At 66.3% G+C, this 13,424-nt stretch carries 12 protein-coding genes; 8 read left to right on the top strand and 4 right to left on the bottom strand.

Going from position 1 to position 13,424, the window contains the following annotated elements; translation table 11 throughout:
* Positions 1-285 precede the first annotated feature (285 nt).
* The 7 genes from mnmC to HWX25_RS06835 all read left to right on the top strand — a co-directional run bounded on the left by mnmC (position 286) and on the right by HWX25_RS06835 (position 9,180).
* On the top strand, positions 286-2,247 hold the full coding sequence (gene mnmC / locus HWX25_RS06865; protein ID WP_175907826.1) for a bifunctional tRNA (5-methylaminomethyl-2-thiouridine)(34)-methyltransferase MnmD/FAD-dependent 5-carboxymethylaminomethyl-2-thiouridine(34) oxidoreductase MnmC: 1,962 nt from the start codon (positions 286-288) through the stop codon (positions 2,245-2,247).
* Positions 2,248-2,922: 675 nt separating this feature from the next.
* Complete coding sequence (locus HWX25_RS06860; RefSeq protein WP_175907824.1) at positions 2,923-4,137, top strand: cation:proton antiporter; 1,215 nt, start codon at positions 2,923-2,925, stop codon at positions 4,135-4,137.
* Between the two features lie 15 nt (positions 4,138-4,152).
* Positions 4,153-5,268, top strand: coding sequence for a YbdK family carboxylate-amine ligase (locus HWX25_RS06855; RefSeq protein ID WP_034183814.1), 1,116 nt, complete (start codon positions 4,153-4,155; stop codon positions 5,266-5,268).
* A gap of 504 nt (positions 5,269-5,772) precedes the next feature.
* Positions 5,773-6,411, top strand: a complete 639-nt coding sequence (locus HWX25_RS06850) for a MarR family winged helix-turn-helix transcriptional regulator (protein ID WP_059531266.1) — start codon at positions 5,773-5,775, stop codon at positions 6,409-6,411.
* Between the two features lie 28 nt (positions 6,412-6,439).
* Complete coding sequence (locus HWX25_RS06845; RefSeq protein ID WP_175907822.1) at positions 6,440-7,150, top strand: glutamine amidotransferase; 711 nt, start codon at positions 6,440-6,442, stop codon at positions 7,148-7,150.
* Between the two features lie 207 nt (positions 7,151-7,357).
* The gene (locus tag HWX25_RS06840) at positions 7,358-8,470 is read left to right on the top strand and encodes an NADH:flavin oxidoreductase/NADH oxidase (protein ID WP_175907820.1); all 1,113 of its coding nucleotides are present in this window, start codon (positions 7,358-7,360) and stop codon (positions 8,468-8,470) included.
* A gap of 188 nt (positions 8,471-8,658) precedes the next feature.
* Positions 8,659-9,180, top strand: a complete 522-nt coding sequence (locus tag HWX25_RS06835; RefSeq protein WP_175907818.1) for an SET domain-containing protein-lysine N-methyltransferase — start codon at positions 8,659-8,661, stop codon at positions 9,178-9,180.
* A gap of 96 nt (positions 9,181-9,276) precedes the next feature.
* Here HWX25_RS06835 and HWX25_RS06830 read toward each other — a convergent pair whose 3' ends face one another.
* Both HWX25_RS06830 and HWX25_RS06825 read right to left on the bottom strand, forming a co-directional pair.
* A complete protein-coding gene (locus HWX25_RS06830; protein ID WP_059531258.1) occupies positions 9,277-10,761 on the bottom strand; it encodes a sensor histidine kinase in 1,485 nt (494 codons plus the stop codon).
* 116 nt (positions 10,762-10,877) lie between these two features.
* A complete protein-coding gene (locus HWX25_RS06825) occupies positions 10,878-11,570 on the bottom strand; it encodes a response regulator transcription factor (RefSeq protein WP_006401494.1) in 693 nt (230 codons plus the stop codon).
* 123 nt (positions 11,571-11,693) lie between these two features.
* Between HWX25_RS06825 and HWX25_RS06820 the strand changes: the two genes are divergently transcribed.
* Positions 11,694-11,924 carry a DUF3717 domain-containing protein gene (locus tag HWX25_RS06820; protein WP_006756491.1) on the top strand — a complete coding sequence of 77 codons (231 nt, stop codon included), beginning with the start codon at positions 11,694-11,696 and terminating at the stop codon, positions 11,922-11,924.
* A 92-nt stretch (positions 11,925-12,016) separates the two neighbouring features.
* Here the strand turns inward: HWX25_RS06820 and HWX25_RS06815 are convergent, their stop codons facing one another.
* On the bottom strand, positions 12,017-12,394 hold the full coding sequence (locus HWX25_RS06815) for a 4a-hydroxytetrahydrobiopterin dehydratase (protein WP_279610107.1): 378 nt from the start codon (positions 12,392-12,394) through the stop codon (positions 12,017-12,019).
* Between the two features lie 90 nt (positions 12,395-12,484).
* Entirely contained in the window at positions 12,485-13,411 is a 927-nt protein-coding gene (phhA, locus tag HWX25_RS06810; protein WP_175907817.1) for a phenylalanine 4-monooxygenase, read from the bottom strand.
* Positions 13,412-13,424 lie beyond the last annotated feature (13 nt).

The raw sequence follows: 13,424 nt of genomic DNA, 5'->3' as shown, positions 1-13,424 counted from the left end.
GAATCCTGGCCCGCGCGACGTGCCGTCCGGCTTGCCGGCGGCCACCCCGCGGTACGGCGTTGCTATGATAGCGCAGCGCAAACCCAATAACGACAAGGGTTTCAAAGATTTTCATCGGTATTTCGCCGAATGAATCGTCGATTGCCCGTTTTTTGACCTGCGCCAACCGGACAGGATACGCAGCCGGGTCCGCCGTCGCGCGACGCCGTTGGTTTTTGCCAACGGCCCGCCGGACGCCTCCGCGCAATCCCTTGCCAGGCTTGGCTGCCACGTTTTTTGTTTCGCATGCCCGATCGACTCGTTCCCGCCACGCTCGCGTTTCGCGACGACGGCACCCTCGTCTCGCCCGCGTACGGCGACATCTATCACAACGTCGCGGGCGCGCTCGCGCAGGCGAGCCACGTGTTCATCGCGGGCAACGCGCTGCCCGCGCGCTGGCAAGGCCGCCGCACGTTCACCATCGTCGAGACGGGGTTCGGCGTGGGCGCCAACTTCCTCGCGACCTGGGCCGCCTGGCGCGACGATCCCGCGCGCTGCGAGCGGCTGCATTTCGTGTCGTTCGAGAAACATCCGTTTTCGCGCGACGATCTGCGCCACGCACTGTCAAAGATAGTTGCGAACACAACCATATCGACAGAAGCGGGGATGCTCGCCGATGCGTGGCCGATGCTCGTTCCAGGTTTCCATCGCCTCGAATTCGACGCCGGCCGCGTCGTGCTCACGCTCGCGCTGGGCGATGCGTGCGAGATGCTGCCGAAACTGGTCGCACGCGCCGATGCGTTCTATCTTGACGGCTTCGCGCCCGCGAAAAACCCGGAGCTCTGGTCGGCCGATGTGTTTCGCTCACTGGCACGCGTCGCCGCCGACAATGCGACCTTTGCGACGTATTCGAGCGCGGGCGTGGTGAAACAGGCGCTCCTCGACGCGGGTTTCACATATCGCAAGATCGCCGGGTTGGCCGGCAAGTTCGCGATGCTCGCGGGCGAATATGCACCGCGCTGGCGGATGCGCCGGCACGAACCGCCGCGCGCATTGCCGGTTGCCGCGCGCGATGCGATCGTGATCGGCGCGGGCCTGGCCGGCTGCGCGGTCGTCGAACGGCTTGCGACACGCGGCTGGAACGTCACGCTGATCGAGCGGCACGCGCGGATCGCGAGCGATGCATCGGGCAATCCGGCCGGTGTATTTCATCCACTGATGACGCGCGACGACAACGTCGCGAGCCGCCTCACGCGCAGCGGTTTCCTGCATGCGCTCGCACGCTGGCGCGCGCTCGAGCAGGCCGGCCATGCGTTCGCGCGCAGCACCCGCGGAATGATTCATCTCGCGGAATCGGCCGACGATTTCGTGCGGATGCGCGAGGCGTTCGACGCGCTCGGCGCACCGTCCGACTACGTGTCGCTGCTCGACACCGACGCCGCACGCGCGCATCTGAACCTGCCGGTCGCACATGGCGGCCTGCTGTTTCCGCACGGCGGTGCCGTATGGCCGGCAGCGCTCTGCGCCGCGCAAGTCGCGGCGGCCGGCGAGCGCGTGCAACTGCTGGCCGGCACCGAGGTCGCTCGACTCGAGCGTGACGGCGACACGTGGCGCGCCGTCGATGCGGCAGGTGCGACGCTCGCCGAAGCGCCGGTCGTCGTGCTCGCGAACGCGGGCGATGCCGTGCGTCTCGCCGGCCTGCGGCATGTCGCGCTGCAGCCGGTGCGCGGCCAGTTGACGCTGCTGCCGCCCGGCAGCACGGCGCCGCTGCCGTGCCCGGCGATCGGCGATGGCTATGCGGTGCCGCTCGACGACGGCACGCTGCTGATCGGCGCAACGTTCGAACCCGACGACCTCGATCCTGCGATGCGCCCCGCCGGACATATCGAAAATATCGAGCGCGTGCGGCATCTGCTGCCCGGCCTGATCGGCGAGCTGCCGGACGTCGGGACGCTGCGCGGGCGCGTCGCGTTTCGCTGGGTCGTCGCCGACCGCGTGCCGGTGATCGGCCCGCTTGCCGACGAAGCGCAGACCATCGCGAACGCACGCGCGCTGAGCGGTGCGAAGGCGCGCGACCTGCCGCGCACCGCTGGGCTCTACGGCGCATTCGGCTACGGCTCCCGTGGCCTGGTGTGGGCGGCGCTCGGCGCCGAACTGATCGCGTCGCAACTCGAAGGCGAGCCGCTGCCGCTCGAGCGCGAACTCGCCGATGCCGTCGACCCCGCCCGATTCCTGATCCGTGCGCTGCGCGGCCGCCAGATCGGCTGATCTCGTCAGCCGAAATCTCACAGTCCTTCGATTTTTTCGCGCAAGGTTATCCACTCGACGCTGTGGATAACCGCGCGGAATCCACGCGCGGTTCGTGTGCAATCACAGTGGACGTAAACTGGGCAACTCGGCACAGTCGTCGAACGGCCCGAAAGTTGCTCAACTCAAACCGCTGTGAGCAAACAGCCTGTGCAACGGGTTATCGCTGCGCCAACACCTTGATCTTGTTGCGGAAACCGAAGTTATCCACAGAACTGTGCGCGTCTTGTTAACTTCTACTACGTATATATACAAGTAAACCGTTGAAACCAAAGACCTGTGGCGCCTCACAGGGCCGCGAGTCGATTCGATCGGTTCCGGAGCGAAAAAGCTGTGGCACAATCGGTTTCCTTCGCGTTCGTTCGGCCAGGCGCCGGACATGCTTCAATGGAACGGTCGGCACGATTTCGAATCTGAATCTTCGAGACTGCGCAGTCCGTTCACACATCAGGCCGACAATCCAGATCGGCAGCCTGAACGACAGTTCCGCCGGACGGCGGAAAAAGGCGGATCCCATGTCCCGCCGTCGTCGACCACAACAATCACATTCGGGGCGATACCCAGCCGGCGCGCATCTCATTTCTGACGCTTGACCCCGCGCCGCTGGCGATTGCTTCCAAAGGAGAAGTCACCACGATGAAGTCGGCGTTCTCATTCCTGCCCAACTGGCCGCTTGCGCCGGATGCCGTGTTCTGGGCCGGGCTCGCGTTGTTCGCGGCCGGTCTGTGCGGCGAGCTGTGCTACCGCGCATGGCGGTTGCCGCGCATCACCGGCTATGCGGTGATCGGTCTCGTCGCCGGTTCGTTCGGATTCGGCGTGATCGACGCGAGCACCGACGAAACCTCGCGGCTGCTGATCGACGTCGCGCTCGGCCTGCTGCTGTTCGAGCTCGGCAGCCGTCTCGACCTGAAATGGATTCGCCGCAATCCGTGGCTCATTGCGTCGAGCCTTGCCGAGGCGACGCTGACGTTCGTGCTCGTGCTGTTCGTGATGCTCGTGCTCGGCGTGTCGGGCATGGTCGCGCTCGTGCTGTCGGCGATCGCGATCGCGACGTCGCCGTCGATGGTGATCCAGCTCAAGACCGAACTGCGTGCGGAAGGGCAGGTGTCGCAGCGCCTCATCACGCTGACCGCGCTGAACAGCGTGTACGCGATCGTGCTGACCAAGCTCGTCACGAGCTGGCTCCACCAGGAGGCGTACGGGAACGTTTTCGCGACGATCCTGCAGCCCGTCTACCTGATCGCCGGTTCGTTCATCGTCGCGTACCTGGTCGCGCGCGCGTGCAATTACCTGTTCCGCCACATGACCTCGACGATGCGCGACGAGCATTCGTTCGTCGCGCTGTTCGGCCTCGTGATGCTCGCGATCGCGGTGGCGCAGGCGTTGAAGCTGTCGACGCTGCTCACGCTGCTGCTCGCCGGCATCATCGTGAAGAACCTCGAAGCGCGGCCGCAGCTGTGGCCCGAGCATTTCGGCACGGCCGGCTGGCTGCTGACGGTGGTGCTGTTCGTGCTGACGCTCACGTCGTTCACGTGGGGCGACATCGCGCTCGGCGGGCTGCTCGCGATCGCGCTGATCGTCACGCGGCTCGTGGCGAAGCTGGCCGGCGTCGTCGCGTTCGCGAAGCCGAGCGGCATCGGGATGAAGCAGGGCATCGCGCTCGGTATCGCGCTCACGCCGATGTCCGCGCTGTCGTACCTGCTCGTCGACGACACCTACCAGCTCTATCCGAATTTCGACCCGCATCTGCGCGCGATCGTGATGTGCACGATCGTGATCCTGCAGCTCGTCAGCCCGTTCGTCGTCTACCGCTGCCTGTCGGCGGTCAGCGAACGCAGCGACGGCAACTGATTTCCGGAACCTGCCATGGCACTCGAAACTTTCGTCAATTCCGAACCGTTCACGTTCGGCGTCGAACTGGAGATCCAGGTCGTCAACACGCACAACTACGACCTGACCAAGGCGGCATCCGACCTGATGCGCCTCATCCAAGGCGAGACCTTCCCCGGCAACATCACGCCCGAAATCACCGAGAGCATGATCGAGCTGTCGACCGGCATCTGCCATTCGCACGAGCAGGCGGTCAGCGAGCTGCACGCGATCCGCGACGTGCTCGTGAAGGCGGCCGACCAGCTCAACGTCGGGCTCGCCGGCGGCGGCACGCACGCGTTCCAGCAGTGGAGCGACCGGCAGATCTACGACGCGCCGCGCTTCCAGTACATCTCCGAGCTGTACGGCTATCTCGCGAAGCAGTTCACCGTGTTCGGCCAGCACGTGCACATCGGCTGTCCCGATCCAGACAGCGCGCTGTTCCTGCTGCACTCGATGTCGCGCTTCATTCCGCACTTCATCGCGCTGTCCGCGTCGTCGCCGTTCGTGCAGAACGTCGACACCGGCTTCCATTCGGCACGCCTGAATTCGGTGTTCGCGTTCCCGCTGTCGGGCCGCGCGCCGTTCGTGCTGACCTGGGACAGCTTCGAGGAGTACTTCATGAAGATGGTCAACACGGGCGTCGTCAACTCGATGAAGGACTTTTACTGGGACATCCGGCCGAAGCCCGGTTACGGGACGATCGAGGTGCGCGTGATGGACACGCCGCTGTCGGTTGATCGCGCTGCCGCGATTGCTTGCTACATCCAGACGCTCGCGCGCTACCTGCTGACCGACCGGCCGCTGAAGCTGTCGGAGGACGACTATCTCGTCTACACATTCAACCGTTTCGAAGCGTGCCGCTTCGGGCTCGAGGGCACCTGCGTCAATCCTCAGACAGGTGAGCGCCGCACGATCGCGGAAGACATCCTCGACACGCTCGACCGGATCGCGCCGCATGCGGCCGCGCTCGGCTCGCGCGCGGCGCTCGACGAGATCGGCGCGCTCGCGAAGGCGCGCGTGAATGACGCATCGTGGTTGAGAACCGTTTTCAAACAGGAAAAATCGCTGAACGAGACGGTCCGTCAGCAGTGCCTGCGCTGGCGTGAATGAAAAAATGTTTTGCAGATTACAGGCTCGACCGCGCGGCGATTCGCTGAACGCCGTTCGGCGCCGATTCGTGCGCAGCGCGTCGCCAGTCGTCCTGAAAATCTGTGGATAACCCGATATTCCGCTTCAAAGTCAACGCTCTGCGGGATGGATAACCCGGTGGACCGATGCTGTCGGCACGATGGCCGATTCGAACAGGAAAATGTTTGCGCGTTCGGTTGTGGGGTCGGCAGAGATTGCCGGCACAACGAAAAAATCCGGTTATCCAGCGATTTTCCACAGAATGCAGGGGATAACTTAGCTGTGCGATTTTCCGCTCTCGCTTAGAATGTCGGCTTTGCGGACACCGGAACGACCCGTGTCTCACCGGTCGCCGCGAACGCGACCGCCGCGTGTGCCTCGCGACGGCCGTGTCGACGCTCTTCAACGGGCGTCTGTTTTGAGATGACATTCGATCTCCACACTACGGCTGCTCGGCGATCCGGGCGGCGGCAAAGCGAAAAGACTATGAGCGAAGGCGTTTACGGGAATCAGGCTTCGGGACGTGTGACCCACAGCTTGCTGCGGTTGAGTACGGCCATGCGAAGCCAGGCATGGGATTGGGCGGAAGGCGCAGGCCTCACGCCGACGCAGGGCGAGATCCTCGTGCTGCTGCTGCAACGCAAGGGCCCGATGCGGCTCGGCGAGATCGCACGCGAGACGCAGCTCACGGCTGCGACCACCAGCGATGCGGTCAGCACGCTCGAGACGAAGGGTCTCGTCGAGAAGCGTCGCGCACTGGACGACGGCCGTGCGCTCGCCGTGCGCCTGTCGGCCCGCGGCCGTACCGCGGCGAAGAAGGCGCTGCAATGGCCTGAATTCCTGACGAAAGCGGTCGGCAAGCTCGGTGCGGACGAGCAGGGCACGCTGTACCGTGCGCTGCTGAAGACGCTGCGCGAACTGCAGGTGGCCGGTGCGACGCCGCCGCAGCGCATGTGCCTGACGTGCGCGCATTTCCAGCCGGGCAAGCAGTCGAAGAAGACCGTGCATCACTGCGCGGCGCTCGATCTGTCGATGGCCGACAGCGATCTGCGTCTCGATTGTTCGGTGCACGAAGAAGCCGACGCGGCGACGCAAAAGAAGACCTGGAAGGTGTTCGCCGGCTGACGTCCGTCGATCGACCGGGAGGCCGATGATGAACGCAGAAGTGGTCGCGATCCGCCACGTGCATTTCGAGGACCTCGGCAGCTTCGAGCAGGTGCTCGGAGAGCGCGGGCGGCGGGTGCGCTACGTCGACGTCGGATCGTCGCGCGTCGAGGCGCTCGACGCGCTCAAGCCGGCGCTGCTCGTGATGCTCGGCGGGCCACTCAGCGTGTACGAGGACGGGCAGTATCCGTCGATCGCGCCGCTCGCGGCACTCGTGCGCCAGCGCATCGACGCCGGACTGCCGATCCTCGGCATCTGCCTCGGCGCGCAGTTCATCGCCCGCGCGCTCGGTGCGCGCGTCTATCCGGCTGCGCAGAAGGAACTCGGCTGGGCGCCGCTGACGCTCACCGACGCGGGCCGCGCGTCGCCGCTGCGCCACCTCGACGGCGCGGTGACCTCGATGCTGCACTGGCATGGCGATACGTTCGACCTGCCCGGCGGCGCGATCCATCTCGCCTCGACACCGGCGTGCCGCCACCAGGCGTTCGCGTGGGGGCAGCACGTGCTGGCGCTGCAATGTCATCCTGAAATCCGCACCGACCGTTTCGAACCCTGGCTGATCGGCAACGCCGGCGAAATCGCGTCGACGCCCGGCATCGACGCGCGCCAGTTGCGCGCCGACACCGTTCAGCACGGTCCTGTGCTGGAGACGGCCGCGCGACGCATGTTCGGCGAGTGGCTCGACAGCGTCGGGCTTTGATCCCGGGCGAGCGGCATCGCGCGTGACCGGCCCGCGGGCGGGCATTGCCGGCCGGTGCACCGCCGTACGCCGCGTGCACGCTGCCTCGTTGCCGGCTGCACGCCGGCCCTGCCTGACCATCCGCTTACTGCCGAACCGGCTGCCAGCAGGCTTCGAGCCCGCATGCTACGCTGGTCCGCTCTTTCCCTTTCCTGGCGAGCGGCATCCATGACTGCGCTGTTTTCTCCGTTCACGCTGCGCGGCGTGACCCTTCCGAACCGGATCGTGATCTCCCCGATGTGCCAGTACTCGGCCGAGCGCGGCGAGGCGACCGACTGGCACATGATTCACCTTGGCCATCTCGCGCTGTCCGGCGCGGGCTTGCTCTGCATCGAAGCGACCGCCGTCGAACCCGACGGGCGCATCACGGCCGGCGACCTCGGCCTGTGGGACGACGTGACCGAAGCGGCGCTCAAGCCCGTGCTGGGGGCGATCCGCAAGCATTCGCCGGTCCGGGTCGCGATGCAGCTTTCGCATGCGGGGCGCAAGGCGTCGAGCGAGGTGCCGTGGAAGGGCGGCCAGCTCGTGTCCGTCGCCGATGGCGGCTGGCTGCCGCATGCGCCGTCGGCGTCACCGCACAAGGACGGCGAGACGCCGCCGCTCGCGCTCGACGCGGCCGGCCTGAACCGGATCCGCGAAGCGTTCGCTGCGGCCGCGAAGCGTGCGGCGCGCCTCGGCATCGATGCGATCGAGGTGCACGCGGCGCACGGCTATCTGCTGCATCAGTTCCTGTCGCCGCTTTCGAACCAGCGCACCGACGAATACGGCGGCTCGCGAGAAAACCGGATGCGCTTTCCGCTCGAGATCTTCGAGATCGTGCGCGCGGCGTTCCCGGCGGACCGGCCGGTCGGCGTGCGCGTGTCGGCGACCGACTGGGTCGAGGGCGGCTGGGAACTCGAGGATACGATCGCGTTTGCGCACGAACTGAAGCAACGCGGCTGCGACTGGATCGACGTGTCGTCCGGCGGCGTGTCGCCGCTGCAGAAGATTCCGCTGTCGCCCGGTTACCAGGTGCCGTTCGCGCAGGCGGTGAAGCGCGCGGTCGGGATGCCGACGATCGCCGTCGGCCTCATCAACGAGCCCGCGCATGCGAACCGGCTGATCGAGTCCGGCGACGCCGATTTCGTCGCGATGGCGCGCGCGATGCTGTACGACCCGCGCTGGCCGTGGCATGCGGCCGCCGAGCTCGGCGCGCAGGTTTCGGCGCCGCCGCAGTACTGGCGTTCGCAGCCGCGCGAGCACAAGACGTTGTTCGGCGACATCGCATTCGGCCAGCGTTGAGCGTCATGCGCGCGATATTGCGCGCGATGTTGAACGAAGCAATCGTGAACGTGTAGGATGCGGGTGATTCGCCGCATGCCCCGACGCGGCACCGACCGGTGCCGCGTTTTCGTTTCGCGCGACGCAGGGCCGCGCAGGACGCAAACGCGGCCGTCTTCCATTCAAGTCGTCTTCAAAGGATTCGTTCGATGAGTTCACGCAGGATCTCGGTGCGCCGCTCGGGAGTACACGGCAAGGGCGTGTTCGCGGTGGAGCCGATCAAGGCCGGCGAACGCGTAGTGGAATACAAGGGCGAGCGAATTTCGTGGAAGGAAGCGCTGCGCCGCCATCCGCACGACCCGAACGAGCCGAATCATACGTTCTACTTCGCACTGGAAGAGGGCGGCGTGATCGACGGCAAGATCGACGGCAACAGCGCGCGCTGGATCAACCATTCGTGCGCGCCGAACTGCGAGGCCGAGGAGATCAAGGGACGCGTGTTCATCCACGCGCTGCGCGATATCGGGCCGGAAGAAGAGCTGTTCTACGACTATGGCCTCGTGATCGACGAGAAGCTGACGAAGAAGCTCAAGCGCGAATACGCGTGCCATTGCGGCACGGCCGCGTGTCGCGGCACGCTACTCGCCACGCCCGACGACGACGGCAAGAAGAAAAAGAAGAAGGACCGGAAGTCGGAGTCCGGCGCGAAGGACAAGAAAAAGAAGAAGTGACCGGCGCGGCCGCGCATCGTGCGCGGCTGCTTCACCTTCACCGGATGGCCGCCGCGCGGCCGTCCGTCCCGCCCGATACTGGCTGGCGCGCGCGCTTCAGTGCGTCGGCGCGGCGGCCGGCGTCTCGCTCGCCGGCTTCGCGGTGCGCTTGGCGAGCGGCACCCGCACCACGAAACGCGAACCGCCTTCCGCTGCATCCTCGTACGACACCGTGCCGCCGTGCATCGCGATGATGTCGTGCACGATCGCGAGCCCGAGCCCGGCGCCCGTCTCGACGCCGTTGCCGCTCTGCGCATCGCCGCGGAAGAAGCGCTTGAACAGGTCGGCCTGCTGGCCGGCCGGCACGCCCGGGCCGTTGTCCTCGACGACGATCTCGGCGGCCGGCTGACCGTCCTCGAGCGCGCCGCGCGCGACGTTCACCGTGATCCGCGCGCCGGCCGGCCGTGCGAGCGGCACGTATTTCAGCGCATTGTCGAGCAGGTTCGCGATCACTTCGCGCAGCAGCACGGGGTTGCCGCGCACGTTCAGCGTCTCGTCTTCGCCGGGATCGTCGCTGCGCTGGAAGCCGAGGTCGACATGCGATGCGAGCGCGCGCGGCACCCACTCGGCGCCCGTCTCGAACGCCATCGCGGCCAGATCGACGTCGACGAAACGCGCGGCCTGTTCGCCCGGCTCCGCACGCGCGAGCGACAGCAACTGGTTCGACAGCCGCACCGCGCGGTCGGCGGCCGCGCGCAGTTCGCGCACCGCGGCGTAGGTCTGCTGCGGGTCGCGCGCGACGGCGGCCTGCTCGGCATGCAGCTTCACGGCCGTGAGCGGCGTGCGCAACTGGTGCGCGGCGTCCGCGATGAACTTGCGCTGCGCGTCGAGCGCGGTCTTCAGGCGGCCGAGCAGCGCGTTCATTGCGCTCGTCAGCGGCCGGATCTCGAGCGGCACGTCGGTCTCGTCGACCGGCTCCAGCGACGTATGGGTCTGCCGGTTCAGCGAATCGGCGAGATGCGTGAGCGGGCCGAGCTGCTGGTTCACGACCCGCCACACGATGCCCCAGCCCGCGAGCAGCAACAGCAGCAGCGGCATCATGATCGCGACGAGGAATTCGGCCGCGATCCGGTAGCGGTGCCGCACCGGCTGCGCGACCTCGACCACCATCGGCTTGCCGCCTTCGACATCGTCGACGCGCACCTGCGCGACGCGAACCGCGCGATTGTCGTACTCGGCCTCGAACACGTACGCGTGATGCATGCGGCGCACGTTGATGCCGCGCAGCGGCAGCTTCGGGTCGCCGGCGAGTTCCTGTTCGCCGTCGCTGATCCGGTAGATCAGCGCCTCCGCCGGATCGGAGAACATCGCCTGCGCGAGCGGTGGCACCGTGAACGGCGCGTCCGGCCCGGCGATCTGGATCTGTTTGGAGATGGCGGTGGCGAGATCGGCGAGCGAGCGGTCGATCACGTGTTGCGTGTATTGCCACGCGAGCCAGTAGGCAATCAGGCCGCTCATCAGCGCGAGCATCGACAGCGGCGCGGCGAGGCGTCGAAGCAGCGAGCGGCGCAGGCTGGTGGTGACAGCCGGATCAGAAGACATTTCGACGGGCAAATGGATAAGCGCCGCTCACGGGGAGCGGCGCGGACGTGCGTCGGACGGCGACGCGGGCAGGGCGGCTTGCCGGCGGCACGCGGCCGGCCGGCGTGCGGCGCCGCTCAGACGCTCGCGGTCTGGCGGATTTCCTGCAGCAGGTAGCCGAAGCCGCGCACCGTGACGATTTCGACACGGCACTGCTCGAGTTTCTTGCGCACCCGGTGCACGTAGACTTCGATCGCGGTGTCGCCGAGATCGCCGCCGAAGTGCGTGAGGTGATCCTGCAGCTGGGCCTTGCTGACCACACGGCCATGACGCAGCAGCAGCATTTCGAGCACCGCGAATTCGCGCGGCGACAGTTCCAGCGGTTTGTCGTCGTTGAAGATGCGGCGATCGACGCCCGACAGGCGGACACCGCCGAGCGACACTTCCGGACGCGGCATGTCGCTGTGCGGGCCGCTGCGGCGCATCACCGCGCGGATGCGCGCTTCGAGCTCGGCCGGCTCGAACGGCTTGAGCATGTAATCGTCGGCGCCGGAGTTCAGGCCCTGAATCCGGTCGTTCAATTCGTCTCGCGCGGTCAGCACGATGACCGGCGTGTGGCGATTGGTCTGGCGAAAGCGTGTGAGCAGCGTCATTCCGTCGATGCCCGGCAGGCCGAGGTCGAGGATCACGAGTTCGTGGCGGTTTTGTGCCAGCGCCTGTTCGGCAAAGATGCCGTCATGCACCATGTCGACGGTGAAGCCAGCCTGCTCGAGGCTGCTCTGGATACCGCGTGCGATGGGGCGGTCGTCTTCGATCAGAAGGAGTCGCATGAAGTTCGCTCAAGTACAATGGGTTGGCGGTTCAGGCACGCGGACAGCACGACGCCGTTTCCACAGGGGCGCCGCATCGCCTGACAATCAAGCATGGCGGCCAGCGAACGATTAAATCCAATCATGTCCGATATTTCGATTCACGACCTCGAAGCCGCGATCAATTTCTGGCGCGCCCGCTCGCCGTCGAGCGGCGACGAACTCAAACTCTGCGAAGAGGCCAGCGCGCTCTCCAAGCCGTATGCGCTGCTGATTGTACAGCGCGAAGGCGCGCTGCAACTGGAAGGTTTGGACCCCAAGGCGCGGAAAGCGTACGAGACTTACGTGCGCCTTAAGGATGGCTTGGAAAGCTGAAGGCTTTCGCTGAGTACATCCTAGAAAACGTTCATCGAAATGAAAAGTTGACGCGCCGCGCGTCGAAAGACGCGCGGCGGTAGAGGAACGTCTCAGGCGGCCGGTTCCGTGTGGGCGCACACCTGGTCGATGAACGTCGCGAGCGCGATGTCGCGTTCGGTCAGGCCGTCCGCGTCGTGGGTCGACAGCGTCACGTCGACGCGGTTGTACACGTTGAACCATTCCGGATGATGGTTCATTTCCTGCGCCTTGATCGCGACACGCGTCATGAAGCCGAAGGCCTCGTTGAAATCGGCGAAGCGCAGGCTGCGCTGGATCGCGTCGCGGCCCGGCACGGCCGTCCAGTGCGGCAGGCCTTCGAGCCGGGTCTTGCGTTCTTCTGATGTGAGCTTGTGGATCATGTTGCACCTCGTTCGGTAACGGCGCCCGCACGCGGGCAAGGGCCACGCGGCAAAGCCGGTAACGGTCATTGTTTCATAGTTGCGGGACGGCCATCCGGGGACGGACATTGGGAGGGGGCGGGCGCCGGCGCGCGAATCACGCCGGCATGGCCCGCGGACTTACGCGTCGGCGTCGTCCGGCCAGCCTTCGCCCGTGCCGCGATGCAGCACGAGATCGCCGTCGACCACCGCGCCGGCCGGGAATTCGGGCAGCGCGGGCAGCCGGTCGGCCAGCGCACGGCCGTCGACGTCGGCCAGCGCGAACAATTGCGCGAAATCGTCGATCACGAAGTAGGTCTTCTGGAACGTGTCGATCCGGTAGCGCGTGCGCATCACGCGCTCGAGGTCGAAACCGAGCCGGTTCGGCGCCGCGCTTTCGAGGCTGTACAGGCTCTCGCCCTTGCTCGACACGATCCCGGCGCCGTAAATCGACAGCCCGTTCGTGCCGTTCGGGTCGCGAATCAGCCCGAACTCCACCGTATACCAATAGAGACGCGCCAGCCGCGCGAGTGCCGCTTCGTCGTCCGCCACCGCGAGCGCGGTGCGGCCGTATGCCTGCATGTAGTCGGCGAACACCGGCTCGATCAGGAGCGGCACGTGGCCGAACAGGTCGTGGAAGCAGTCGGGTTCCTGCAGGTAATCGAGCTGATCGGGGCGCCGCATCCACCAGGTGACCGGAAACCGCCGGTTCGCGAGGTGCTCGAAGAACACGCGATCGGGCACGAGGCCCGGCACGGCGACGATTTCCCAGCCGGTGGCCGGTTTCAGCTGGCGATTCACGTCGGCGAACGACGGCACGCGATCGGCCGGCAAGTCGATCTTCCCGAGCCCCGCGACGAACGCGTCGCATGCGCGTCCGCGCAGCAGCGCCGACTGGCGCGCATAGAGCTGCCGCCACACCGCGTGGTCGACCTGGCCGTAGCGTTCGAGCGGCTGGTCGATGGTGAAATCGGCGCGGGTTTCGAGGCCCGCGTCGAACTGCTCCTGCAGTTTCGCGGTGACGACGGTGGACATGGTGAGGCTCTGCACGCTGTGGTTGGGAACCATGCAAGTGTAGAGC

Origin of the sequence: Burkholderia sp. BCC1640, from assembly GCF_902833125.1 — a bacterium.
Lineage (GTDB): Bacteria > Pseudomonadota > Gammaproteobacteria > Burkholderiales > Burkholderiaceae > Burkholderia > Burkholderia diffusa.
The sequence above is the reverse complement of the archived record's forward strand: the minus strand, read 5'-3'. Positions and strand labels throughout refer to the sequence as shown.